21 protein-coding genes are annotated in these 25,285 nt (G+C 72.9%); 14 read left to right on the top strand and 7 right to left on the bottom strand.

Features of this window, described 5'->3' with window-relative positions; all coding sequences use genetic code 11:
• Positions 1-62: 62 nt before the first annotated feature.
• From KM427_RS17355 to holA, 4 genes are all read left to right on the top strand, one after another.
• Positions 63-917, top strand: coding sequence for a DegV family protein (locus tag KM427_RS17355; protein WP_215524713.1), 855 nt, complete (start codon positions 63-65; stop codon positions 915-917).
• A 96-nt stretch (positions 918-1,013) separates the two neighbouring features.
• Complete coding sequence (locus tag KM427_RS17350; RefSeq protein ID WP_215524712.1) at positions 1,014-1,943, top strand: helix-hairpin-helix domain-containing protein; 930 nt, start codon at positions 1,014-1,016, stop codon at positions 1,941-1,943.
• Between the two features lies 1 nt (position 1,944).
• Positions 1,945-4,263 carry a ComEC/Rec2 family competence protein gene (locus KM427_RS17345; protein ID WP_252274605.1) on the top strand — a complete coding sequence of 773 codons (2,319 nt, stop codon included), beginning with the start codon at positions 1,945-1,947 and terminating at the stop codon, positions 4,261-4,263.
• 41 nt (positions 4,264-4,304) lie between these two features.
• Positions 4,305-5,297 (top strand): DNA polymerase III subunit delta, encoded by a 993-nt coding sequence (gene holA, locus KM427_RS17340; RefSeq protein ID WP_215524711.1) that lies wholly within the window; start codon positions 4,305-4,307, stop codon positions 5,295-5,297.
• 172 nt (positions 5,298-5,469) lie between these two features.
• Here holA and rpsT read toward each other — a convergent pair whose 3' ends face one another.
• Entirely contained in the window at positions 5,470-5,730 is a 261-nt protein-coding gene (rpsT, locus tag KM427_RS17335) for a 30S ribosomal protein S20 (RefSeq protein ID WP_183593610.1), read from the bottom strand.
• Between the two features lie 129 nt (positions 5,731-5,859).
• Positions 5,860-6,825, bottom strand: a complete 966-nt coding sequence (locus KM427_RS17330) for a phosphotransferase (RefSeq protein WP_215524710.1) — start codon at positions 6,823-6,825, stop codon at positions 5,860-5,862.
• A 123-nt stretch (positions 6,826-6,948) separates the two neighbouring features.
• Here KM427_RS17330 and lepA point away from each other — a divergent pair, with 123 nt between their 5' ends.
• The 7 genes from lepA (at position 6,949) to KM427_RS17295 (ending at position 18,427) form a co-directional block, all read left to right on the top strand.
• The gene (gene lepA, locus KM427_RS17325; RefSeq protein ID WP_215527659.1) at positions 6,949-8,808 is read left to right on the top strand and encodes a translation elongation factor 4; all 1,860 of its coding nucleotides are present in this window, start codon (positions 6,949-6,951) and stop codon (positions 8,806-8,808) included.
• Positions 8,808-9,722, top strand: a complete 915-nt coding sequence (locus KM427_RS17320; protein WP_215524709.1) for an aminoglycoside phosphotransferase family protein — start codon at positions 8,808-8,810, stop codon at positions 9,720-9,722. The genes lepA and KM427_RS17320 overlap by 1 nt, the downstream gene beginning before the upstream one ends.
• A gap of 121 nt (positions 9,723-9,843) precedes the next feature.
• Positions 9,844-11,691 carry an AMP-dependent synthetase/ligase gene (locus KM427_RS17315; RefSeq protein WP_215524708.1) on the top strand — a complete coding sequence of 616 codons (1,848 nt, stop codon included), beginning with the start codon at positions 9,844-9,846 and terminating at the stop codon, positions 11,689-11,691.
• A 184-nt stretch (positions 11,692-11,875) separates the two neighbouring features.
• Complete coding sequence (imuA', locus tag KM427_RS17310) at positions 11,876-12,556, top strand: DnaE2-dependent mutagenesis accessory factor ImuA' (RefSeq protein ID WP_252274603.1); 681 nt, start codon at positions 11,876-11,878, stop codon at positions 12,554-12,556.
• A 10-nt stretch (positions 12,557-12,566) separates the two neighbouring features.
• A complete protein-coding gene (locus KM427_RS17305; protein WP_215524707.1) occupies positions 12,567-14,099 on the top strand; it encodes a DNA polymerase Y family protein in 1,533 nt (510 codons plus the stop codon).
• Positions 14,099-17,491, top strand: a complete 3,393-nt coding sequence (locus tag KM427_RS17300) for an error-prone DNA polymerase (RefSeq protein ID WP_215524706.1) — start codon at positions 14,099-14,101, stop codon at positions 17,489-17,491. The genes KM427_RS17305 and KM427_RS17300 overlap by 1 nt, the downstream gene beginning before the upstream one ends.
• 54 nt (positions 17,492-17,545) lie before the next feature.
• Positions 17,546-18,427: a dioxygenase family protein gene (locus tag KM427_RS17295; RefSeq protein WP_183593615.1), complete on the top strand. Its 882-nt coding sequence runs from the start codon at positions 17,546-17,548 to the stop codon at positions 18,425-18,427.
• Positions 18,428-18,465: 38 nt separating this feature from the next.
• Here KM427_RS17295 and KM427_RS17290 read toward each other — a convergent pair whose 3' ends face one another.
• Positions 18,466-19,386: a putative endonuclease domain-containing protein gene (locus KM427_RS17290; RefSeq protein ID WP_215524705.1), complete on the bottom strand. Its 921-nt coding sequence runs from the start codon at positions 19,384-19,386 to the stop codon at positions 18,466-18,468.
• 135 nt (positions 19,387-19,521) lie between these two features.
• On the opposite strand from KM427_RS17290, the gene hemW reads away from it, so the two are divergent.
• Both hemW and KM427_RS17280 read left to right on the top strand, forming a co-directional pair.
• Positions 19,522-20,763: a radical SAM family heme chaperone HemW gene (gene hemW / locus KM427_RS17285; protein ID WP_215524704.1), complete on the top strand. Its 1,242-nt coding sequence runs from the start codon at positions 19,522-19,524 to the stop codon at positions 20,761-20,763.
• Between the two features lie 29 nt (positions 20,764-20,792).
• Complete coding sequence (locus KM427_RS17280) at positions 20,793-21,197, top strand: TM2 domain-containing protein (protein ID WP_215524703.1); 405 nt, start codon at positions 20,793-20,795, stop codon at positions 21,195-21,197.
• A 125-nt stretch (positions 21,198-21,322) separates the two neighbouring features.
• Here KM427_RS17280 and KM427_RS17275 read toward each other — a convergent pair whose 3' ends face one another.
• Genes KM427_RS17275 through KM427_RS17260 form a run of 4 tightly spaced genes read right to left on the bottom strand, consistent with a single transcriptional unit; the run spans position 21,323 to position 24,094 of the window.
• Complete coding sequence (locus KM427_RS17275; protein ID WP_215524702.1) at positions 21,323-22,210, bottom strand: DUF3097 domain-containing protein; 888 nt, start codon at positions 22,208-22,210, stop codon at positions 21,323-21,325.
• A 19-nt stretch (positions 22,211-22,229) separates the two neighbouring features.
• Positions 22,230-22,454 (bottom strand): hypothetical protein, encoded by a 225-nt coding sequence (locus KM427_RS17270; RefSeq protein WP_183593620.1) that lies wholly within the window; start codon positions 22,452-22,454, stop codon positions 22,230-22,232.
• A 17-nt stretch (positions 22,455-22,471) separates the two neighbouring features.
• Positions 22,472-23,344 carry an MBL fold metallo-hydrolase gene (locus KM427_RS17265; protein WP_183593621.1) on the bottom strand — a complete coding sequence of 291 codons (873 nt, stop codon included), beginning with the start codon at positions 23,342-23,344 and terminating at the stop codon, positions 22,472-22,474.
• A 33-nt stretch (positions 23,345-23,377) separates the two neighbouring features.
• Positions 23,378-24,094, bottom strand: coding sequence for a hypothetical protein (locus KM427_RS17260; protein WP_215524701.1), 717 nt, complete (start codon positions 24,092-24,094; stop codon positions 23,378-23,380).
• Between the two features lie 148 nt (positions 24,095-24,242).
• Here KM427_RS17260 and hrcA point away from each other — a divergent pair, with 148 nt between their 5' ends.
• On the top strand, positions 24,243-25,262 hold the full coding sequence (gene hrcA / locus KM427_RS17255) for a heat-inducible transcriptional repressor HrcA (protein ID WP_183593623.1): 1,020 nt from the start codon (positions 24,243-24,245) through the stop codon (positions 25,260-25,262).
• The last annotated feature ends 23 nt before the right edge of the window (positions 25,263-25,285 follow it).

The following is a 25,285-nucleotide window of genomic DNA, read 5'->3' as shown; positions in this document are numbered from 1 at the left end:
TGAAGGGTCGTCGGGGGCGGCACGACGAGAACGCGTTCTCGGGCGTCGTCTAACCTCTCCGCATGCCGGTCACGATCGTCACCGACTCGACCGCCAGCCTCCCCGCGGGGCTGGCCGCCGAGCGCGGCATCGTCGTGGTGCCGCTGCAGGTGGTGATCGGCGCGGAGGTCCTCGACGAGGGACCCGACGGTGCGACGCCGGAGCTGGTCGCGGCGGCCCTGAAGGAGTGGAAGCCGGTCAGCACCTCCCGGCCGGGGCCGGCCACCCTGCTCGAGGTCTATGAGCAGGCCGCCCGCGACGGCGCCACGGAGATCGTCTCGGTCCACCTGTCCGGCGACATGAGCGGCACCTTCGAGTCGGCCCAGCTGGCGGCGCGCGACGCGTCCGTGCGCGTCGTACCGATCGACACCCGGCAGGTCGGCTTCGCCACGGGCTTCGCCGCGTTGGCCGCCGCCGACGCGGTCGACGCCGGAGCCACCGCCGACGAGGCGGCCGAGGCGGCCCGGGCGCGCGCGGCGGCGTCGTCGTCGCTGTTCTACGTCGACACGCTGGAGTACCTGCGTCGCGGCGGCCGGATCGGCGCGGCCGCCGCACTGCTGGGCGGTGCGCTGGCGGTGAAGCCGCTGCTGCACATCGAGGACGGCAAGGTCGCCTCGCTGGAGCGGGTCCGTACGTCGGCTCGCGCGCTCGGCCGGCTCGAGGAGCTCGCCGTGCAGCGGGCGGGGGAGCAGGCGGTCGACGTCTGCGTCGCCCACCTCGCCAACCCGGACCGGGCCGGGCAGCTCAGCGAGCGGCTCGCCGAGCGGCTCGCGGCCAACCTCGAGGGCCGCGAGGTGTGGTGCGGTGAGCTCGGCGCGGTCCTGGGCGCGCACGTGGGCCCGGGCATGATCGCGGTCTGCGTCGCGCCCCGCGGCTGAGCCGCCAACCGTCCACAGCCACCCCTCCGACCGGCTCGTCCACAGCGGCACCCGTCGCCGCCGTTCCCGGTCGGCGGTGCTGCCTAGCGTCGCGGCATGGCCCCTCTTCGTCCTCGCGCCGACCACCAGCAGGCCGCCTCCCGGCGGCTGGAGCTGCTGACCGCCGAGCTTGCTGCCGCCCGGCCCGACCCGGCACCGGACGACGACCCGTGGCTCGACGGACACACCAGGATCCGACCGCTGCGGGCGGTGCCCGACCCGGTCCCGGAGCCGCACCCTCCTCGGCCACCCTCGCCGCCGCTCGTCCCGGTGCCGGGCCGGCACGCCGCCCGGCGGCCGGGTGGCCCGCCGGCGCTGGTCCCGGTGCCGCTGCGCGGCCGGATCTCGCTCGGGCCGACCCAGCTGCTCGTGGTCGCGGTGCTCGTCGCCGTCGGCATCGCGGTCACGGGGTGGTGGGTGGTGCGCGGCGACCCGGAGCGGCTGGAGGCGCCCGCGCCGGCGACCACGGGCGGCGCGGCCGCCCCTACCGCCGCCGCGGGGAGTCCGCCGTCGTCGGCGGTGCCCTCGCAGTCATCCGCACCGGCGGGCGCCGCAGGTGCGCCGGAGGTCACGGTCGACGTCACCGGCAAGGTGCGGCGACCCGGCATCGTCGTGCTCGACGCCGGGGCCCGGGTGGTCGACGCGGTCGAGGCGGCGGGCGGCTCGCGCCGCGGGGTCGACCTGTCCTCGCTCAACCTGGCTCGGGTGCTGGTCGACGGGGAGCAGGTCGTGGTCGGGGCACCGGCCCGCGCCGATCCGGGCGTGCCGGCCGGTAGCGCGGCGCCGACGGCCGGAGCCCTGGTCAACCTCAACACCGCGACCCAGGCCGAACTGGAGTCGCTGCCCGAGGTCGGTCCCGTCACCGCGCAGGCGATCCTCGCCTGGCGCAGCGAGCACGGCGGCTTCACCGCCGTCGACGAGCTGCTCGAGGTCGACGGCATCGGCGACGCGACACTCGGGCAGATCGCCCCCCACGTGACGGTGTGAGGTGGCCGGAGCTGACGACCGCTCTGCCGGGCCCGACCTGCGGATGCTCGCGCTGGCGGCCGCGGCCTGGACCGGCGCGGGCCTGGCCCGGTGGACCGGGTGGTGGCTGGTCCCGGCCGCGACCGTGGCGGCGGCCCTCGGCTGGCTCGTGCTGCGTCGACGACCCGATCGCTCCGCGGCGCGCACGGCGTGCGGTGGCCTGCTCGTCCTCGTCGCGGTCGGCACCGTCACCCAGCTGCGCCTCGACCAGGTCGCGTTCGGACCGGTCCGCGCGCTCGCCGCCGAGCGCGCGGCGGTGACTCTCGTCGGAGCGCTGCGGTCCGACCCGCGCCCGGTCGCGGGTCGCTACGGCGACGTCGTGATCGCCCGGCTCGAGGTCCGCGAGGTGACCGGCCGCGGGTCGTCGTACGCCGTCTCCTCACCGGTCCTCGTGATCGGTGACACGGACTGGCTCGACGTGCCGCTCGGCGCGACGATCCGGGCCTCCGGACGGCTCGGCCCGGCCGACGACCACGACCTGGCCGCCGTGCTGGCCGCGCGTGGCCCACCGGTGGTGTCGGAGCCGCCCGATCTCTGGTGGCGCGGCGCCGCGGCCGTCCGGGCCTCGATCCGCGACGCGGTCGCCCATCGCCCCGCCGACGAACGGGCGCTGGTGCCGGCGCTGGTCGACGGGGACGACGCCGGTCTCGACGAGGAGCTCGCCGACGACTTCCGGACCTCGGGGCTGACCCATCTGCTCGCCGTGTCCGGCACCAACCTGACGCTGGTGGTCGGCTTCCTGCTGGTGCTGGCGCGCTGGGCCGGCGTCCGAGGTCGGGCGCTGCTGGCGGTCGGTGCCGTCGGCATCGTGGGCTTCGTGCTGCTCGCCCGCACCGAGCCCAGTGTGCTGCGGGCCGCGGTGATGGGCACGGTCGCACTGGTGTCGATGGGCGCCGACGGCCGGCGGCGCGGCGCGCGAGCGCTGGGCGTCGCCGTCGTGGTGCTGCTGTTGGCGCGGCCCGGTCTGGCGGTGCAGCCGGGGTTCGCGCTGTCGGTGCTGGCCACGGGCGGGATCGTGCTGCTGGCACCGGGCTGGCGCGACGCGTTGGCGCGCTGGCTCCCGCGCTGGGTCGCGGAGGCCGTCGCGGTGCCGGCGGCCGCCCAGCTGGCCTGCACTCCCGTGGTGGCGGCACTGTCCGGGCAGGTGAGCCTGGTCGCGGTCGCCGCCAACCTCGTGGTCGCGCCGGTGGTCGGCCCGGCGACGGTGCTCGGCCTCGGCGGTGGACTGGTCGGGCTGGTGTGGTCCGGCGGGGGCCGGCTGCTCGGGACGCTGGCCGGCTGGTGCGTGTCCTGGATCGTGCTGGTCGCGACCCGGTCGTCGGCGCTGCCGACCGCGGCGGTCGACTGGGGCAGTGGCGCCGTCGCGCTGACGGTGCTGACGGTGCTGGTCGCCGCGATCGCGCTGGTCGGCCCGATGCTGCTGAGGCACCCGGTGACCGGGGTCGGCTGCTGCGCGCTGCTGGCGCTGGTCGTGGTCGTGCGGCCTCCGACACCGGGCTGGCCGCCCGGGGGCTGGGTGCTGGTCGCCTGCGACGTCGGGCAGGGCGACGCGCTCGTCCTCAACGCGGGGGCGGGCTCCGCCGTCGTGGTCGACGCCGGCCCCGAGCCCGCGGCGGTCGACCGCTGCCTGGACCGGCTCGGCGTCGAGTCCGTCCCGCTCGCCGTGCTCACCCACTTCCATGCCGACCACGTCCGCGGCCTGGCCGGCGTGGTCGACGGACGGCGGGTGGGGGCGATCGCCACGACCGGTCTGCTCGACCCACCCGACGGCGTGCGCGCGGTCGAGGAGGTCGCGGCGGACGCCGGACTGGTGCCGGCGCCGATGGCTTCCGGCACCATCACGACGGTGGGCGAGGTGGCGATCCAGGTGCTCTGGCCACCTCCCGGCGAGCCGACCGGCGGTCCGGGCGATGGCAGCACGGCCAACGACGCCAGCGTCGTGCTGCTCGTCGACGTCCGCGGGGTCCGGATGCTGCTGACCGGCGACGTCGAGCCCGAGGGCCAGGCCGCGATCGCTCGCGCGCTGCCGGGCCTACGCGTCGACGTGCTCAAGGTTCCCCACCACGGCAGCCGCTACCAGGACGAGGACTGGCTGCTGTCCCTCGGCGCCCGGGTCGCGCTGGTCTCGGTGGGCGCCGACAACGACTACGGGCACCCCGCCGCGGCGGCGCTCCAGCCCCTCGCCGAGGCCGGCACGCGGGTGCTGCGCACCGACCGCGACGGCGACCTGGCGGTGGTCACCGACGGAGGCGACCTGGCGACGGTGACCTCCGGTGGGTAGGCGAGGGGGTTGTCCCCGGCCTGTGGCAGGCTGTCCGCACCATGGCAGGTCCCTCGAAGCCCCGCGCGGCAGACGTCCTCGGCCGGGTCACCCTGGTCACCGGCAAGGAGGAGTTCCTGCGCGAGCGCACGGTCGCCACGGTGCGCGACGCCGTCCGTCAGCACGACCCCGACGCCGAGCTGGCCGAGACCCGCGGCTCCGACCTCACCATGGGGACTCTCGGCGAGCTGGCCGCGCCCTCGCTCTTCTCCTCGACCCGGTGCGTCGTCGTGCGCGGTCTCGAGGACCTGCCCGACGAGTCGGTCGACGGACTGCTCGGGTACGCCGCCGCGCCGGTCGACGACGTCGCGCTGGTGCTCATGCACAGCGGCGGCACCAAGGGCTCGGGGGTGCTCACCAAGCTGCGCAAGCTCGACCCTGTCGTCGAGGTCAAGGTCGCCGAGCTGAGGGCGTCGGAGTTCCCGACGTTCGTGGTCTCCGAGATCCGCGGCCACGGCGCCACGCTCGAGCCGGAGGCCGCCGACCTGCTGGTCCAGGCGGTCGGCCAGGACCTGCGCTCGCTGGCCGCGGCCGCCGACCAGCTCGCCAACGACTTCCCGGGGCAGACCCTGTCGACCGAGGTGGTCAAGCGCTACTTCGGCGGCCGCGCCGAGGCGAAGTCGTTCGCGGTCGCCGACGCGGCGTTCTGGGGCCGGCGCACCGCCGCGCTCGAGGAGCTGCGCTGGGCCCTCGACGGGGGCACCGCGCCGGTGCTGGTCACCTCGGCGTTCGCCGGGGGAGCGCGCGGCGTGGCCCGCTACAAGGCGGCGCCGCGGGGCATGCGCGATGCCGACCTGGCTCGTGAGGTGGGCGTCCCGCCCTGGAAGCTGCGGACCATCCGCGACCAGTCCCGGGGCTGGTCCGACGGCGGCATCGCCCGCGCGATCCGGGCCATCGCCCAGGCCGACGCCGAGATCAAGGGCGCGGCCAGCGACGCGTCGTACACGCTGGAGCGGCTGGTGCTCACGATCACCGGCCTGCGGGACCAGCGTTAGTGGCCGCCACCGGAAGTTCTTCACGGGCCACCCCCGAGGAACTTCCAGCGACGACCACTAGACAACGGCCGTGCGCTGTCCGGGCTGACCGTTTCGGCGCAATTGCGCCGAAATGGTCAACGGCCCGCCCGACGCGAGTCGGACGGGCCGTCGTGACGACCGATCGGGTGGATCAGAGAGAGGCGGCCTTCTTGGCGATCGCGGACTTGCGGTTCGCGGCCTGGTTCTTGTGGATGACACCCTTCGAGGCGGCCTTGTCGAGCTTGCGGGCGGCGTCGCGGCCGAGCTGGACCGCGGTCTCCTTGTCGCCAGCCTCGGCGGCCTCGCGGAACTTGCGGACGGCGGTCTTCAGGCTGGTCTTGACCGCCTTGTTGCGCTCGTGCCGCTTCTCGTTCTGCTTGTTCCGCTTGATCTGGGACTTGATGTTCGCCACTGAGTACGCCTTCGTGATGGGGTGTGATCGGTCGGTTCGTCTGGGGGCGGCCGGGCGGAAACGCACCGGACACGCGACGAACAAGGCTAGCAGCGGCGCTCCGGACCGCCCAAATCTCCGAGAACCTGGTCAGCGCCAGCCGCGCCGCTCGGCGAGCCAGTGCCAACACACCTCGCCCTGCCAGCGCTGCGCGTCGCGGATGTGCGGGGAGGTGGGAGGCACGGGCAGCGTAGCCGAGAGCAGGAAGTACGCCGTGATCAGCGCGATCGCCACGTCGACCGACTCCGCGGGCAGGTCCCGGGTGACCGGGGAGGCGGCGAGGACGGCCTCGACGTCGAGGCCGTCGCCGCGAGGCCCGATCATCAGGAACACGGTGTCGAGCCAGGCGGCGCCGATGACCGGCCAGTTCCAGTCGCAGAGCAGCACCCGGCCGTCCACGGTCAGCATCAGGTTGTCGTCGCGGATGTCGGTGTGGACGAGGGTCTCGCCTGCGGTCACCTCCGCGAACCGGGCCGCGAGCGCGGCCGCCTCGTCGGCGTGCTCGGCGAACCCCGCCAGGTCGGGCGGCGTGCGCCGCAGGCGGTCCCAGTACGCCGGCCACTCGGCGAACTCGGTCGCGAAGTCGGCGACCTCGAGCTCGGGCGGCGGTGGAGTGAGCCCGACCGCCATCTGCTCCGTCATCGCCAGGCAGGCCGCCAGGTCGTCGGCGTGCCAGGGTCGCTCCGGTTGCCGTGCGTCGACGTGCTCGATGCCGAGCACGACCCAGTCGTCCGCGTCGTGGAGCCACAGCAGCCGCGGCGCGGGCGCCTCCTCGGGGAGGGCGGTGAGCTTGCGGGCCTCCTCGCGGTAGGCCTCGGCGAACATCCGCTGAGCCTTGGTCGACGCGGCCTTGACGAAGTGCCGGGTCCCGTCGGCGCAGACGAGCACCGACGCGAAGCCGGGGGTGAAGCCCGCTCCCTGCGAGCGGGCCTCGACGACGGGGGAGCCGCAGTGCTCCTCGACCAGGGCCCGGACGTGCGGCGGCAGGTGCGGCCACTCCAGGCGTCGCGCCGTACGGCCGTGCGGGATGGTGGTCGGCAGACGGACGGTGCTCACGGATCCATCCTCGGCCACGTCATCGCCCGGTAGAGCACCGGGAGTGCGGGGTTTGTGCGGAGACGATGGAACAATGGGAGGCCGTTCCCCGACCTTCGACGAGAGCCATCCGTGCCCACCACCATGCCGCCGCAGCCAGGTCAGACCGACCCGGCGATCATTCGCAACTTCTGCATCATCGCGCACATCGACCACGGCAAGTCGACGCTGGCCGACCGGATGCTGCAGCTGACCGGAGTGGTCGACGAGCGCAGCGCCCGCGCGCAGTACCTCGACCGGATGGACATCGAGCGTGAGCGCGGCATCACGATCAAGAGCCAGGCGGTCCGGATGCCCTGGACCGTCCCGGCCGACAACGCCGAGGGCGCCGAGTCCGGCACCTACATCCTGAACATGATCGACACGCCGGGCCACGTCGACTTCACCTACGAGGTCTCCCGCTCGCTCGAGGCGTGCGAGGCGGCGATCCTGCTCGTCGACGCCGCCCAGGGCATCGAGGCGCAGACGCTGGCCAATCTCTATCTGGCGATGGGCGCCGACCTGCACATCATCCCGGTGCTGAACAAGATCGACCTGCCCAGTGCGAACCCGGAGAAGTACGCCGCGGAGCTCGCCGGCCTGGTCGGCTGCGACCCGAGCGAGGTGCTCCAGGTCAGCGCCAAGACCGGCCTCGGCGTCGAGTCGCTGCTCAACGAGATCGTCAAGCAGACGCCGCCGCCGGTCGGCGAGGCCGATCAGCCGGCCCGCGCGCTGATCTTCGACTCCGTCTACGACACCTACCGCGGCGTGGTCACCTACGTCCGGGTCATCGACGGCAAGCTCACCCACCGCGACCGGATCAAGATGATGTCGACCGGCGCAACCCACGAGCTGCTCGAGCTCGGCGTGATCAGCCCCGAGCAGGTCAAGGCCGGCGAGGTCGGCGTCGGCGAGGTCGGCTATCTGATCACCGGGGTGAAGGACGTCCGCCAGTCCCGCGTCGGCGACACCGTCACCACCCAGCACGGCGGCGCCACCGAGGCGCTCGGCGGCTACAAGCACCCCAACCCGATGGTGTACGCCGGCCTCTACCCGATCGACGGCGACCAGTTCGGCGACCTGCGCGAGGCGCTGGAGAAGCTCCAGCTCAACGACGCCGCGCTCACCTACGAGCCCGAGACCTCGGGGGCGCTGGGCTTCGGCTTCCGCTGCGGCTTCCTCGGCCTGCTGCACATGGAGATCACCCGCGACCGGCTGGAGCGGGAGTTCGACCTCGACCTGATCTCGACGGCGCCGAACGTCGTCTACGACGTCACCATGGAGGACGGCACCGAGCACGAGGTGACGAACCCCAGCGAGTTCCCCGAGGGCAAGATCGCCGAGGTCCGCGAGCCCGTGGTCCGGGCCACGATCCTCAGCCCGGCCGACTTCATCGGCACCATCATGGAGCTCTGCCAGACCAAGCGCGGCACCCTGCAGGGGATGGACTACCTCTCCGAGGACCGGGTCGAGATGCGCTACACGCTGCCGATGGGCGAGATCGTCTTCGACTTCTTCGACCAGCTGAAGTCGCGCACCAAGGGCTACGCCTCCCTCGACTACGAGCGCTCCGGTGAGCAGGCCGCCGACCTGGTCAAGGTCGACATCCTGCTCCAGGGGGAGCCGGTCGACGCGTTCTCGGCGATCGTGCACAAGGACGCGGCCTACTCCTACGGCGTGATGATGGCCGGCAAGCTCAAGGACCTGATCCCGCGCCAGCAGTTCGAGGTGCCGATCCAGGCCGCCATCGGCGCTCGGGTGATCGCCCGCGAGAACATCCGCGCGATCCGCAAGGACGTGCTCGCCAAGTGCTACGGCGGCGACATCAGCCGCAAGCGCAAGCTGCTCGAGAAGCAGAAGGAGGGCAAGAAGCGGATGAAGATGGTCGGGCGCGTCGAGGTGCCCCAGGAGGCCTTCGTCGCCGCGCTGTCGACCACGCAACCCACGGAGAAGTCCAAGAAGTAGTGCGGCTCCCCGAGACCTATCTGGCCTACGCCGCGCGTGGCCCGGAGTGGGCCGACTTCCTGGATCGGCTGCCGGCGCTGCTGGGCGACCTGCTGGGGGAGTGGGAGCTGAGCGTGGACGGCGAGCCGACCCACGGGTACGGAGCGGTCGTCGTGCCCGTGCGCACGACCTCGGGCCGACCCGCCGTGCTCAAGGTCGGCTGGCCGCACTGGGAGGCCGAGCACGAGCACCTGGCGCTCCAGCACTGGCAGGGACGCGGAGCCGTACGGCTGCTGCGCGCGGACCCGCACCGCTTCGCGCTGCTGCTGGAGCGACTGCACGCCGAGGATCTCGGCGGCCTGTGGGACGTCGAGGCGTGCGAGGTCGTGGGTGGGCTCTACGGCCTGCTGCACGTGCCGGCGCCGCCGCAGCTGGTGACGCTCTCGTCCTGCGTGGACCGATGGTCCGGCGAGCTCGCCGAGCTGCCCCGGGACGCGCCGGTGCCGCGGCGGCAGGTCGAGCAGGCGGTCGCGCTGGGCCGCGACCTCGCCGTCGACGCGGCCACCGACGGCCGGCTGATCCACACCGACCTGCACTACGCCAACGTGCTCGCCGGCGATCGCGAGCCGTGGCTGGCGATCGACCCGAAGCCGCTGAGCGGCGACCCGCACTACGAGGTCGCGCCGATGCTCTGGAACCGCTGGGACGAGCTGGCGGCCGCCTCGCGCGGCATCCGCGACGGCGTCCGGCTGCGGTTCCACACCATCGTCGACGTCGCCGGGCTCGACGAGTATCGGGCCCGGGACTGGGTCGTCGTCCGGATGCTGTGCAACGCGCTGTGGCGACTGCAGGACCCACCCGGCGTGCGCCGCCAGCTGCCGACCGACGACTACCTGACCCGGTGCATCACGATCGCGAAGTCGGTGCAGGACTGAGTCCTGCCCGGGAGTCCGCCCTGGGACGAACTTCACCCTTGCTACCCGCGGGTTGGGAAAGTGATCTAGGTTACTCGGCAACCACTTCCGACCGCCCTCTCGGCCGCCCAGCAGGAGTGAGATGTCCGCCCAGGCCAGCAGCACCTCCATCGACCCCAGCTTCGTCGACCACCTGACCCCGAACGTCGCGGTGCAGTTCCTCGACCGCGTCGCGGCGTCCGCCGACCACGAGGCCTTCCGGTTCCCCCGCGGAGAGACCTGGGAGTCGGTCACCTGGCGCCAGGCCGGCGATGTCGTCGAGCGCCTCGCGGCCGGACTGCTCTCGCTCGGTCTGGAGTCCGAGCAGCGCGTCGGCATCGCCGCGGCCACGCGCTACGAGTGGGTCCTCGCCGACCTCGCGGTCATGTGCGCCGCCGGCGCGACCACGACCGTCTATCCGACGACCAACGCCGACGACACGACGTACATCCTGTCCGACGCCGAGTGTCGCGTCGTCTTCGCGGAGGACGACGAGCAGGTCGCCAAGCTGGTCGCCCACAAGGCCGAGCTGCCGCATGTCGGCAAGGTCGTGACCTTCGACGGCAGGACCGACGGCGACCCCGCCAACGACTGGGTGATCGGCCTCGACGACCTCGCGAAGCTCGGCGAGGCCTACCTCGCCGACCACTCCGGGATCGTCGAGACGACCGCGAGGTCGATCGCGCCCGACCAGCTCGCGACGCTGATCTACACCTCCGGCACGACCGGCCGCCCCAAGGGCGTGCGGCTGCTGCACCGGTCGTGGGTCTACGAGGGCACGGCGATCCAGGTGCAGAACATCCTCGACGAGACCGACCTGCAGTTCCTGTGGCTCCCGATGGCCCACTCGTTCGGCAAGGTGCTGCTCTCGGCGCAGCTGGCCTGCGGCTTCGCCACGGCCATCGACGGCCGGGTCGACCGGATCGTCGACAACCTCGGCGTCGTGAAGCCGACGTTCATGGGCGCCGCGCCGCGCATCTTCGAGAAGGCCTACGCCCGCATCATCACCATGCAGGCCGCCGAGGGCGGGGTGAAGGAGAAGATCTTCAAGCGGGCCTTCGAGGTCGGCCTCAAGGTCGACGAGTTGAAGCGCCAGGGCAGGTCGGTGCCGTTCCTGCTGAACCTCCAGCACGGCCTCTTCGACAAGCTGGTGTTCAGCAAGGTGCGCGAGCGCTTCGGCGGCCGGGTGCGCTTCTTCATCTCCGGCTCGGCCGCGCTCAACCCCGAGATCGGGGCCTGGTTCCACGCCGCCGGCATCCTGATCCTCGAGGGCTACGGCATGACCGAGAACGCCGCGGGCGCCACGGTCAACCACCCCGACGACTACAAGATGGGCACCGTCGGCCCGCCGCTGCCGGGCGCCGAGGTGAAGATCGGCGAGAACGACGAGGTGATGCTGCGCGGGCCGCACATCATGGCGGGCTACCACAACCTCCCCGAGGAGACCGCGAAGACGCTGACCGAGGACGGCTGGCTGCACACCGGCGACAAGGGCAGCCTCGACGCCGACGGTTTCCTCACCATCACCGGCCGGCTCAAGGAGCTCTTCAAGACCTCCGGCGGCAAGTACGTCGCGCCGCCGGCGATCGAGTCGAAGTTCAAGGCGATCTGCCCCTACGCCAGTCAGTTCCTGGTCTTCGGCAGCGAGCGCAACTTCGTCTCCGCGCTGATCACCCTCGACCCCGACGCGATGGCCGGCTGGGCGGAGGAGAACGGCATGGCGGGCACGTCGTACACCGACATCGTGCGGTCGGCCGCGGTCCAGAAGATGGTGGGGGAGTACGTCGAGGAGCTCAACGGCAAGCTCAACCGCTGGGAGACCATCAAGAAGTGGCAGCTCCTCGACCACGACCTCACCATCGAGTCGGGCGAGCTCACCCCCTCGATGAAGGTCAAGCGCAACGTCGTCGAGGACCGCAACAAGGCCCTGATCGAGAGCTTCTACGCCTGAGGGTGGTTTCGAGGCTCGGGCCTGGCGGCCCTCGCACCTCAACCACCGGTGACGGTGGTTGAGGAGGTTGCGCTAGCAGCCACCGGTGGTTGAGGAGGTTGCGCTAGCAACCGTCTCGAAACCACTACCGCCAACCCCGGGCTCCCGGGATTGACCCCTTCGAACAGATGTTCGATGATGGGGTGTGGCCAGCGCACTCGACACCCTCGACACCGTGGCCCAGCTGCGCACCAAGATGGCGCGGCTGCAGGAGAGTACGCCGCCGGGGATGGCGCTGGAGACTCACCCCGCCCTCGCGGGACTGGTGCGGCTGCGGGCGGGCGCCAGCTACTCGGTCGACAGCGCGACGCTGGCGTTGGCGCTGCTGGCCGGTCCGTCCCGGGCCGGTGGCTGGTGCGCGGCCGTGGGGGTCGCCGACTTCGGGGCGGAGGCGGCGGCCGCGCTCGGTGTCGACCTGGGCCGCACCGTCCTGGTGCCCGATCCGGGCGACCGGTGGCTCGAGGTCACCGCCGCCCTGGTCGACGTCGTCACCGTCGTGCTGGTCAAGCCGGCCGGCCGGGTCGCCCCCCAGCTCGCGGAGAAGCTCGCCGCCCGGCTCCGCAAGCGCGGCGCCGCACTGGTCGCCTGGGAGACGGCGCGGGGCAGGTGGCCGCGCTGCGAGGTGCGACTGACCACCCGTGACCCGGCCTGGAGCGGGATCGGCCGGGGCCACGGCCACCTCAGCTCCCGCCGCATCGTCGTCGAGGTGCAGCGCGGCACGGCGCCGCCGCGGCACGGGGCGCTGTGGCTCCCGGCGGAGGACCAGACCTACCGTCCCGTCGAGCCGGCGGCCCCGGCGGCCGCTCCCGTGGAGGGAGTGGCCTGAGGTGCGGGTGATGGTCGTCTGGTGCCCCGACTGGCCGGTGGTCGCCGCGCTGGCCGACGAGGGGCTGCCCACCCACCTCCCGGCGGCGGTCTTCCACGCCAACCTGGTGCAGTCGGGCAACGCCGCCGCCCGCACCTTCGGCGTACGCCGCGGCATGCGCCGCCGCGACGCGCAGTCACGCTGTCCCGAGCTCCAGGTCTTCCAGGCCACCCCGGAGCGGGACACCCGGACCTTCGAGACGGTGCTCGCCGCGGTCGAGGAGCAGCATCCCGGAGTCGCGCCGCTGCGTCCGGGGCTGGCGGCGCTGCGCGCGCCCAGGCGGGTCCGCGGTGGCGAGCCGACCGCGGCCGCACTGCTGGCCGAGCGGCTGGTCGAGCTCGGGGTCTGGGACTCCCGGATGGGCGTCGCCGACGAGCTGTTCACCGCCGAGCAGGCCGCCCGCCGGGCCGCCTCGCAGGACTGCCACGTGGTCGAGCCGGGGGAGTCGGTGCCGTTCCTGCGCGGGCTGCCGGTCGAGGCGATCGACGAGGCCGCCGCGGTCAGCCTGCTGCGCCGCCTCGGGCTGCGCACCCTCGGCGAGCTGGCCGACCTGCCGGCGGCCGCGGTGCGCGACCGGTTCGGGCCCAGGGTGGCGTGGGTGCACCGGGTCGTGGGTGGCGCCGGCGCCGTACCCCTCGCCACCCGCACGCCACCGCCCGAGCTGGCCTGCCATGTCGACTTCGAGCCGCCGCTCGACAACGCCGAGACGATCGGCTTCAGCGTTCGCCGGACCGCGGACCGGTTCGTCGCCGGGCTGGCCGGGCAGCAGCTGGTGTGCACCGAGGTGCGCATCGAGGCATACGTCGAGGGCAGCGAGCTGTCGGCGTCGTCGCGACACTGGCTGCACCCGCGCTGGTTCACCGCCGCCGACCTGGTCGACCGGCTGCACTGGCAGCTCCAGGGGGCCATGTCCGGGATGGTCGACCGGGCCGGCCGGGTGCGGGCGCCGGTCAACCGGGTGCTGTTCACGCCGGTGACGGTGGTGCCCGACGCGGTGCACGCCGACGGGCTGTGGGGCGGCACCGACGAGCGCGTGCAGCGCGGCATCGCCCGGGTGCAGGGCATGCTCGGCCACGAGGCCGTCGTCCGCCCGGTGCTCCAGGGCGGCCGGGCGCCCGCCGACCGGCAGGCGCTGGTGCCGTGGGGCGAGCAGCCCACCGGGCTGCGGCCGGCGAGCCACCCGTGGCCGGGGTCGATCCCGCCGCCGGCGCCCACCCGGGTGCTGGCCGACCCGTGGCCGGCCGAGGTCGTCGGCAACGGCGGCTGGCCGATCACGGTCGACGAGCGGGGCGGGGTGCTCGACGAGCCGGTGCGCTTCCGCCCCGAACCCGGCGATTGGCAGCCGGTGGCCGCCTGGTCGGGACCGTGGCCGGTCGAGGAGCTGTGGTGGGAGCCGGGAGCCCGGCGGGTGGCGCGCTTCCAGATGGTGGGTGTCGACGGCCGTGCCTGGCTGATGACCTGGGAGTCCCCGGGCTCCTGGTGGACGGAAGCTGCGTACGACTGATGGGCTGGAGCAACCCCGCGATCTCCTGGGGCGAGCTGGAGAAGCGACTCTCCGGCCGCGTGAACACGCCCCAGGACCCCGAGGCGCCGATCTCGACCCGCAAGCGCAAGCGCCAGAAGGTCGAGATCGAGCGGCCGACCGGCCCGGTCACGCCGTACGCCGAGCTGCACTGCCACTCCAGCTTCAGCTTCCTCGACGGCGCCAGCGGCCCCGACCACCTGGTCGTCGAGGCGATCCGGCTCGGCCTGCACGGGCTGGCGATCACCGACCACGACGGGTTCTACGGGGCGCCGCTGTTCGCTGAGACAGCGCAATTGCACGGTGGCCTGCAGACGATCTACGGCGCCGAGCTCTCCCTCGGGCTCACCAGGCCCCAGAACGGCGTCGCCGACCCCGCGGGCAGCCACCTGCTGGTGCTCGCGCGCGGCGTCGAGGGCTACCACCGGCTGGCCGGCGCGATCACCGACGCCCAGCTGCGCGGGGACGAGAAGGGGAGGCCGGCCTACGACCTGGGCGAGCTCGCCGAGCGGGGGCGCGGGCACTGGCTGGTGCTCACCGGCTGCCGCAAGGGCGCGGTGCGCCAGGCGCTCGTGCGTGGCACGTCGTACGCCGCCGAGGAGCTGGACCGGCTGACCGCACTGTTCGGGCACGAGCACGTCGCGGTCGAGCTGGTCGACCACGGGCTCCCCACCGACTCCGCGAGCAACGACCTGCTCGCCCGGCTCGCCGTCGACCACGGGCTGCCCTACGTCGCGACCAACAACGTCCACTACGCCCGGCCCGAGCAGCACCGCGTGGCCGGCGCGATGGCCGCCGTCCGCGCGCGGCGCAGCCTGGCGGAGATGGACGGCTGGCTGCCGGCGTCCGGGATGGCCAGCCTGCGGTCGGGGGCGGAGATGGCGCGGCGGTTCGCCCGCTATCCGGGCGCGGTCGAGCGCAGCGTCGTACTCGCCGACGAGCTCGCTTTCGACCTGCAGAAGGCCAGCCCGCGGCTGCCGGTCTGCGCACCCGAGGACTGGACCCCGTCGGCGTGGCTACGGGAGCTGACCGAGCGTGGCTTCGCGAAGAAGTACGCCGGCACCGAGCAGGAGAAGAAGGCCCGCGCCTGTGTGGAGAAGGAGCTGGCCGTGATCGCGGACAAGGGCTTCGACGGCTACTTCATCATCGTGCACGACATCGTCGAGTTCGCCCGCAGCAAGGGGATCCTCTGCCAGGGCAGGGGATCCGCGGCCAGCTCCGTGGTCTGCTACGCGCTCGGGATCACTGCGATCGATGCGGTGAAGTACGACCTCCCGTTCGAGCGGTTCATCTCCTCCACCCGCGACGAGGAGCCCGACATCGACGTCGACTTCGACTCCGACCGGCGCGAGGAGGTGATCCAGTGGGTCTACGAGAAGTACGGCCGGCACAATGCCGCCCAGGTCGCCAACGTGGTCGGCTACCGGCCCAAGCTTGCGGTCCGCGACGCCGCGAAGGCGCTCGGCCACTCGCCGGGGCAGCAGGACGCCTGGTCCAAGCAGATCACCTCCTGGACGGCCGTGGCGACGCGGGACGACGGTGAGCACGACGTGCCGGCGCCGGTGGTCGAGCTCGCCAACGCCCTCCTCGGGGCGCCGCGCCATCTCGGCATCCACTCCGGCGGCATGGTGCTCACCGAGCGGCCGATCGGCGAGGTGGTGCCGATCGAGCGGGCCCGGATGGAGAAGCGCACGGTGCTCCAGTGGGACAAGGACGCCTGCGAGTACATGGGGCTGGTGAAGTTCGACCTGCTCGGGCTCGGGATGCTCGGCGCGCTCGACGACATGATGTCGATCGCTGCCGAGCACCTCGGCGAGCGCTGGGAGCTGGACACGATCCCCAGGGAGGAGCCTGCGGTCTACGACATGCTCTGCCGGGCCGACTCGGTCGGCGTCTTCCAGGTGGAGAGCCGGGCGCAGATCGGCACCCTGCCACGGCTGCGACCGCGGGAGTTCTACGACCTGGCGATCGAGATCGCGCTGATCCGGCCGGGCCCGATCCAGGGTGGGGCGGTGCACCCCTACGTACGCCGGGCGACCAAGCGGGATCCGGTCGTCTATCCCCACAAGCTGCTGAGGCCCGTGTTGAAGCGCACCCTCGGCGTCCCCCTCTTCCAGGAGCAGCTGATGGAGATGGCCAAGGTGCTCGGCGACTGCACGGCCGAGGAGGCCGACCTGCTGCGCCGGGCGATGGGCTCCAAGCGCGGCGTCGAGCGGATCGAGTCCATCAAGGAGAAGCTGATGGACGGGATGGCAGCCAAGAACATCCCGGAGGGCCAGGCCAAGGCGATCTACCTGCAGATCCTGTCGTTCGCGAACTTCGGCTTCGCCGAGAGCCACGCGCTCTCCTTCGCCCTGCTGGTCTACGCGAGCTCGTGGTTCAAGCTGCACTACCCGGCGGCGTTCCTCGCCGCCCTGCTGCGCAACCAGCCGATGGGCTTCTACTCGTCGCAGTCGCTGGTGCACGACGCCCGCAGGCACGGCGTTGAGGTGTTGCGGCCCGACCTGGCGCGCTCCCGGGCGGTGGCCGACCTCGAGCTCGTCGGGGAGCCCGGAGCCACGGGTCTCGACTCGTGCCTGGTGGACGGCGAGCGCACCGACTGGGTCCCCGGCACCCCCGACCCGACCCCGGTGCACCGGCGCGACACGGCGTACGCCGTCCGTCTCGGGCTCGACTCGGTGCGCGGCATCGGCACGGCGGTGGCCGAGCGGATCGTGGCCGCCCGGGAGGAGCGGCCGTTCGCCGACCAGGCCGACCTGTCCCGGCGGGCGGGGCTCGACGCGCGGCAGCTCGAGGCGCTGGCGACCGCGGGGGCCTTCGACGAGTCCTTCGCGGTCTCGCGTCGGCAGGCGCTGTGGAACGCCGGCTGGACCGAGACCGACGAGCACCTGCCCGGCGTCCGGGTCGGCGCCGACGCGCCGATGCTGCCCGACATGGGTGTCGTCGAGACCACGATGGCCGACCTGTGGGCCACCGGCATCACCCCGGAGGAGCACCCGGTCGGCCTGCTGCGCGACACCCTGCGCGCGGCCGGCATCAGGTCGGTTGCCGACACCGCGACCGCCGAGGCCGGCCGGCGGGTGCACGTCGCCGGGCTGGTCACCCACCGGCAGCGGCCGGGCACGGCCGGCGGCGTCACCTTCCTCAACCTGGAGGACGAGACCGGCATGCTCAACGTGATCTGCACGGTCGGGGTGTGGCGGCGCTACCGGCAGGTGGCGGCGAGCTCGGCCGGCATGGTGATCCGCGGGGTGCTGGAGCGCCAGGACGGCGTCACCAATCTGGTCGCCGACCGGCTCGCCCCGCTCGAGGAGCTGCATCCATCGGCCGGTCGGGCGCTCCGGGCGCGGCACCGGTCCCGCGACTTCCACTGACGGCACACCGGATCGACACAGGAGCCGCACAGGTCCCGGGGGTCGGATGTGGCCATGACCGACGAGCGAGAAGAACACGACCTCGGCCTCTCCCACGATCTTCCGCGGATCATCGAGCGAAACCAGCGGATGGGACGCCGCGGCATGCTCGCGGTCTTCGGCGCGGCGGGTGTCGCCGCGCTCGCCGTGAGCTGCGGGACGGACGACCCCGAGACGACGTCCGGTAGCTCGGCCCCGGCCGGTGGTCCGGGGCAGGGAGGGGCCGGCGGCCCTGGAGCAGCCGGCGCCGAGTCGTCGGTCGAGGTCGCCGAGGGGGAGATCCCCGAGGAGACGGCCGGCCCCTACCCCGGTGACGGCTCCAACGGCGTCAACGTGCTCACCGAGTCCGGCGTCGTGCGCAGCGACCTGGCGACGTCGTTCGGGTCGGCCTCCGGCGTCGCCGAGGGCGTGCCGGTGACGATCCGGCTGAAGGTCTACGACCTGAACGGGGAGGACGTCACCGCCCTGTCCGGTGCCGCCGTCTACCTCTGGCACTGCGACCGCGAGGGCCGCTACTCGATGTACGACGAGGAGATCAAGGATGAGAACTACCTGCGCGGCGTCCAGGAGACCGACGCCTCCGGCCGCGTGGAGTTCACCAGCATCTTCCCCGCCTGCTACGACGGGCGCTGGCCACACCTGCACTTCGAGGTCTACCGATCGCTCGCCGACGCCACGTCGTACACCGACAAGCTGCGCACCTCCCAGCTCGCGCTGCCGCAGGATGCCTGCGAGGCCGTCTACGCCACCGCCGGCTACGAGCAGTCCGTCGCCAACCTCGCCCGGGTCAGCCTGGACGGCGACATGGTCTTCGCCGACGGCCACTCCCTCCAGCTGGCCACCGTCACGGGCTCCGTCGACGACGGCTACACGATCGCCCTCAACGTCCCGGTGTGAGCGGGGTCGTCCGCCTCTCGAGGGTGTGGGCGCCGGCGTCAGGCGGACGACTCGACCACCCCGAGCCTTCGAAGGTCGCGGACGATGCGCTCGGGGTGCTCTCGGAGCTCGATCGCGCTGCACCTGATCACGATCAGCCCCGTCGCGATCAGCTGGCGCTCGCGCTCGATGTCCGCGCTCCAGTGCTCGACATGCATGTGAAAGCCGCCGTCGACCTCCAGCACGACGACCCGTCCATCGGCGAGCGTCCACTCGGCGTCCGTGTACCGAAACCGGCCGCCCGAGTCACGCCGCCGCTTCTGCCGATCGGGCCGCGGCAGTCGGAACGTGTCACACATGGTCAGCACGTCGCGCTCGGCCGCGGACTGCGTACCCTCCGCCAGCTCACCGAGGAGTCGACGAAACGGCTTGGCTCGCCGCAGGGGACGCATCCGAGTGATCCAGGAGTCGAGGCGGATCGCCGTGGTCAGTCCTTGTTGCACGCACGCCGACAGCAGTCCGTACGCCGAACGCGTGACCGGCTCGTAACCGGCCCAGAGAAGCGCGGCCGGCTCGACCTGCCACGTCGGCAACGCCGTGGAGGCGGTCAGCAGCGGGATCGGCCGGCGCGTCTCGACGAAGTGGATCCCCTTGATGGGTTCGAGGTTGTGTGACTTCTCGACGAGCACGGTGATCTCGTCGCGGTGCCATCTCTCGAGCCCGTGTCGCTCCAGTGCGGTCAGCCCGCCGAGGGCACTTCGCTCGCCGGCATGCAGGACACCGGCCCACATCAGCTGCCGACGCGTGAGGACGCCTGTCGTCGTGCCGAGCACGGTGCTGCTCACCTCCTGCCAGCGCCGTGCGTCCAGCTGTGTGTCGACGTAGTCGCTGCTCAGTCCCAGGCGGCGCAGCTGTCGCCTGGTGAGCAGTCCGTCCTGGGCAGCCGCGACCGGCAACCACAGAGGAGGACGATCGGACATGCCCTGACCTTGCACCGGATCGGCGTCGGGGGTCGTCGGTCATCCACAGGACCTGGGTCGTCCGCCTGAGACCGGCGTATTCACCCGCCAGAGGCGGACGACCCGAGTCCGGAGGCCGGGTGAGAGGATGGATCAATGCCATCCGTCCTGCTCGCTGGCGACCCGGTTCCGGAGGACGGGGCGCTGCCGGAGTCGGCGCTGGCCGGGGTGGGGACGAGGCCGTTCGGGTTCTACGTGCACGTGCCGTTCTGCACGGTGCGGTGCGGCTACTGCGACTTCAACACCTACACCGCCGAGGAGCTCGGGCCGGCGGGCGGAGCGCCGGGCGCGAGCCGGGCGACGTACGCCGAGGCGGCGATCGCGGAGGTACGCCGGGCCCGGCAGGTGCTGGGCGACGCCGACCTGCCCGTCGGCACGATCTTCTTCGGCGGCGGCACGCCGACCCTGCTCAGTCCGGCCGACCTCGGCGCGATCGTGGCCGCGATCGCGAGCGAGTTCGGGCTCGCCGAGGGCGCGGAGATCACCGCCGAGTCCAACCCCGACAGCGTCGCGTTGTGGGACCTCGAGGCGCTGCGGGGCGCCGGCTTCAACCGGCTCTCGTTCGGCATGCAGTCCGCGGTCGACCAGGTCCTGAAGGTCCTCGACCGCACCCACGACCCGCTGCGCGTGCCGGCCGTCGTCGACTGGGCGCGGCAGGCCGGGTTCGAGCCGGCCCAGGGCGGCAGCATCAGCCTCGACCTGATCTACGGCACGCCGGGGGAGTCGCTCGCCGACTGGGAGACCAGCATCGAGGTGGCGCTCGCCTGCCGGCCCGACCACGTGTCGGCGTACTCCCTCATCGTCGAGGAGGGCACCGCCCTGGCCCGCCGGGTCAAGCGGGGGGAGCTGCCGATGCCCGACGACGACGACCTCGCCGACAAGTACCTCCTCGTCGACGAGCGACTCGGCGCGGACGGCCTGGAGTGGTACGAGATCTCCAACTGGGCCCGGGGGTCCGCGAGCCGGTGTCGGCACAACCTCCTCTACTGGACCGGTGGCGACTGGTGGGGCGTCGGCCCCGGAGCGCACTCGCACGTCGGCGGCGTGCGGTGGTGGAACGTCAAGCACCCCGCGGCGTACGCCGAGCGCATCGCCCGCGGGGTCACGCCCGCCCACGCCCGCGAGGTCCTCGACCAGGAGAGCCGCCGGGTCGAGCGGGTGCTGCTCGAGCTGCGCCTGCGCGACGGGCTGCCGGTGAGCGTGCTCGACGCGACCGGACGCGCCGCCGTGGCACGCCTGATCGACGAAGGCCTGCTGACCAGGCACGCGGAGCGGCTGGTGCCGACCCGCGAGGGCCGGCTGCTCGCCGACGCGCTGGTCCGCGATCTGCTGCCCTGATCCCGGCCCGTCAGCCGTAGGGTGAGGTCATGACCCAGGGGCCCGACGACCAGGACCAGCCGACACCGCCGCCCTACGGACAGGTGCCGCCTCCGCCCCCGCCGCCACAGCAGGGCTACCCGCAGCCCGGCGACCAGCAGGGCTACCCGCAGCCGGGCTACCCGTACGGCGCGAGCCCGCAGGCGCCGTACGGCGTGCACCCCGGGACCGGGCTGCCGTACTCCGACAAGCAGAAGCTGGTGGCCGGCCTGCTCCAGATCCTGATCCCGCTGGGCATCGGCCGCTTCTACATCGGCGACACCAAGACCGGCGTCTGGCAGCTCGTCGTCACCGTGCTGACCTGCGGCCTCGGTGCGCTGTGGCCGTTCATCGACGGCATCGTCATCCTCGCGACCGACAGCAAGGACGCGAACGGGCTGCCACTGCGCAACTGACGCTCGTCCTTCGCAGGCTCAGTCCGAGCTGGCGACTGGGTTTCGAGACGGCTCGCTCAGCCCTCGCAGGCTCGGTCTGAGCCGAGCCCCTCAACCTCACCGCCTGACGCTCGTCCTTCGCAGGCTCAGTCCGAGCTGGCGGTGACAAAATCAATGAGCTCCTCGACGCGGCCGAGCAGGGCCGGGTCGAGGTCCTGGTACGACGAGACCCGGCCGAGGATCTGCTGCCACGCGCGGGCGATGTCGGCCTGGTCGCGGTGCGGCCAGCCGAGCTGCTGGCACACACCCTTCTTCCACTCGATGTGGCGGGGCACGTCGGGCCAGCGCTGGAGGCCGAGCCGGTCGGGCTTCACGGCCGCCCAGACGTCGATGTAGGGGTGCCCGACGATCAGCACGTGCTGGCCGATCGGGGACTTCGCGATGCCCTGCGCGATCCGGCTCTCCTTCGAGCCCGGCACCAGGTGGTCGACGAGCACGCCGACCCGGCGCTCGGGGCCGGGACGGAAGTCGCGCAGCTCGGCCGCGAGGTCGTCGACGCCGCCGAGGTACTCCACCGCGACGCCCTCGATGCGCAGGTCGTCACCCCACACCTTCTCGACGAGCTCGGCGTCGTGGCGGCCCTCGACGAAGATCCGGCTGGCCCGGGCCACCCGCGCCTTCGCGCCGTGGACGGCGACCGAGCCGGACGCCGTGCGCGTCGGCCGCGCGGGCGCGGACCGGCGCACCGGAGCGGTGAGGATCACCGGCCGGCCCTCCAGCAGGAAGCCCGGCCCGAGCGGGAACGTGCGTCGCTTGCCGCGCCGGTCCTCCAGCGTCACGGTGTGCAGGTCGCGATCGACGGCCACGATCTCGCCGACCCAGTCGGTGGTCACCTCCTCGACCACCGCGCCCGGCTCGGCAGCCGCCTCGACGGCGCGGCCCCGCTTCGGGGCTCGCCAGTCGGAGGCCAGGACGTCGGTTCCGTAGCGGTCGCGGGAGGTCACCGAGGACACGCTAGGCGGCCGCGCCGACATCCCTGAGGGGGGCGCGCCGTCAGCCCTCCTCGGAGTCCGCGTCGGGTTCGTCACTCTCCGGGGTCTTGCCGCCGTGCATGTCCAGCTCCTCGGGCGACTTCGCCTCGTCCTCGTCGAGCGGCTTCGCCAGCGGGTTGTCCTCGGTCGGCCGCAGCTCCTCGGGCAGGTCGTCGTCGGTGATGCCGGTCGCCGGCTCGTGCTCGCTCTCGTCGTGGGAGTCGTGGTGGGAGTCGTGGTTGCGCATGACCGGGACGTACCCGCTCACACCAGCGGCAACCGCCGCTGGCTGCGGGGCAGCTGCTCGTACCCGCGGCGTACGGCGTGCTCGAGCTCCTCGCGCGGGTAGGGCCACTGCGCGGCGTCGAGCGCCTGGTCGACGGGTACGCCGCGGGTCGCCAGGTCGCGGATCGTCTCGGCCACCACGCCGATCGCGTTGCGCTGCTCCTCGACGAACTCCCGGTCGACCGGGGCGCCGTGCCCGGGCACGATCACCGTCGCGGCGCCGGTCAGGCCGAGCACGATGTCGAGGCTGAGCGGCCAGTCCATCGGGTAGCAGTCCGCGCCGAACCCGGGCACGCCGTTGCGGGCGGCGGACTCCTCGACCAGGTCGCCGGCCAGCACGACGTCGGCGTCGGGCACCCGCACCACGAGGTCGCCGCCGGTGTGGCCGCGACCGGGGTGCACGAGCTCGACCATCCGGTCGCCGAGGTCGAGCGCGACCGCGGAGGAGAACGTGTGGTCGGCCGGCACGATCGTGGTGCGCTGCACCTCGTCGCGGTGCGGGTCGTGGGGCTCGGTGTCGTAGAGCGTCTTGATCCGCTCGCCGGCGGGCAGCGTCCGCTCGGCGGCCACCTCGTGCGCGTGGATCGGGATGTCGCCGTACTCGTGCCGGAACACCCCGTTGCCGAAGGTGTGGTCGAAGTGCTCGTGGGTGTTCACGACGCCGACCACGCCCGGTGCCGGCAGCCCGGCGGCCAGGCGGCGTACGTCGTCGACGACGCCCCGGGCGGCCGGCTCGGAGGCGTGCGTGTCGACGACGAGCAGCCCGCGGTCACCGCCGACGAGCGTGACGTTGACGTCGAACCAGTCGTAGCGCGCGACCCAGACCCGGTCGGCGATCTCGGTGAAGCCCATCCCGCCAGGGTAGGCGGGCCCGGTGCCGCGGGATCAGCAGATGCCGGCGTGCAGCCCGCGACGGAGCATCTCGCCGAGCTCCGCGAGGTCGCGGGCGCGGCGCGGGAAGGCGACGGAGCGCTGGTGCGACCCGGTGACGTCCACCCACTGGAGCGTCACCTCGGAGGGGGAGAGGCGGGCGATCCGCACCCCGACCAGGTCGCCGGGGCGGGTGTTCGTGCCGAGCGCCACCGAGCGGCGCAGCTCCTCCTGGTGGCAGTCGTTGGCGTGCTCGACCGAGCGCTGGAGGTGGCCGCGGTTGAGGTGGTGCTCGCGGCTGCGGAAGTCGTCGAGCGGCACCCGCAGGTGCCTGTCCGGGCGGGCCAGCAGCACGAAGTTCAGGTCGAGGGAGACCACGTGGCGCATCTCGTCGCAGCACTCGCAGCGCTCGAACCCGGACCGGGTGAGACGGCCGGCGAGCGTGAGCGAGTCGCCGCGCGCGGATCCGCCGCGCGGGCCGAGGCCGCTGGTCAGGGTGAGCAGCGCGCTGCGCTGCGTCGCCGCCGCGCGGGCGACCGGTGAGTCGGCCAGGCACAGGAAGGTCGGCGTACCCCGGTGGTCGGTGAGGCCGAGCTGCTCGTCCTCGCCCACGGCGTGCTCCTCGCCCTCGATCACCAGGCTGACCGAGCCCGGACAGGCGAGGATGCTGCGGGCGTCGTTCGCGACCAGTCGAGGGTCGAGGTCTGAGCTGGGCTGCTCGGTCGTGGTCACCGTTGCTCCGTCCGGACGGAATAACTTAGGTAAGCCTAACCTATCTGAATACCGGAGGATGTCGCACCGGCGCTTCCACGATGTGGTGCCGCCGGGCGACGGGTACTCTTGGCACTCCGGCGGGGTGAGTGCCAAGAGGAGGCGGGCAGTGCAGGAGGAGCGCAGGCTGGCCGTGCTTCGTGCGATCGTCGAGGACTACGTCGCCACCGAGGAGCCGGTCGGGTCCAAGTCCCTCGTCGAGCGGCACGGGCTCGGCGTCTCGCCGGCCACGGTCCGCAACGACATGGCGGCGCTCGAGGACGAGGGCTACATCGCCCAGCCGCACACCAGCGCGGGCCGGGTGCCGACCGACAAGGGCTACCGGCTCTTCGTCGACCGGCTCACCACCGTCAAGCCGATGAGCGCGGCCGAGCGGCGGGCGATCGCCTCCCTCCTCGACGGGGCCGTCGACCTCGACGACGTCGTCCAGCGCTCGGTGCGACTGCTCTCGCAGCTGACCCGTCAGGTCGCGATCGTGCAGTACCCGACGCTCTCGCGCTCCACCGTGCGACACGTCGAGCTGGTCGCGCTGGCGCCCAACCGCCTGCTGGTGGTGCTGATCCTCAGCACCGGTCGGGTCGAGCAGCGCATCGTCGAGCTCGCCGCCGACCTCGACGACGAGGCGCTGGTCGAGCTGCGCGCGGTGATCGGCCAGGCGGCGATCGGGCAGGTCATCGCGGACGCCGTCACCGCGCTGGGCGCGCTCGTCGCGGAGGAGGCGCTGGCGCCGCCGGCCACGCTGGCCGTGATCGACGCGCTCTCCGAGGCGATGTCCGACCACCGCTCCGACGAGCGGATCGCGGTCGGCGGCGCGGCCAACCTCGCGCGGTACGGCGACAGCTTCGACTCGGCGGTCCGGCCCCTGCTCGAGGCGCTCGAGGAGCACGTCGTGCTGCTCAAGCTCCTCGGCGAGGCGACGACCGGCGAGCCGATCACGGTGCGCATCGGCCACGAGGGCCCCTACCAGGAGCTCGCCTCGACCAGCGTCGTCGCGGCGGGCTACGGACCCGGCGAGGAGGCGTTCGCCCGCCTCGGCATCGTCGGCCCCACCCGCATGGACTATCCCGGCAGCATGGCGGCGGTGCGGGCCGTCGCCCGCTACGTCTCGCGAATCCTCGACGAGGCCTGAACCTCCGACGGGAACAGCCCGGG

It is taken from the genome of Nocardioides sp. LMS-CY (assembly GCF_018732145.1).
Taxonomy (GTDB): domain Bacteria; phylum Actinomycetota; class Actinomycetes; order Propionibacteriales; family Nocardioidaceae; genus Nocardioides; species Nocardioides soli.
The sequence above is the reverse complement of the archived record's forward strand: the minus strand, read 5'-3'. Positions and strand labels throughout refer to the sequence as shown.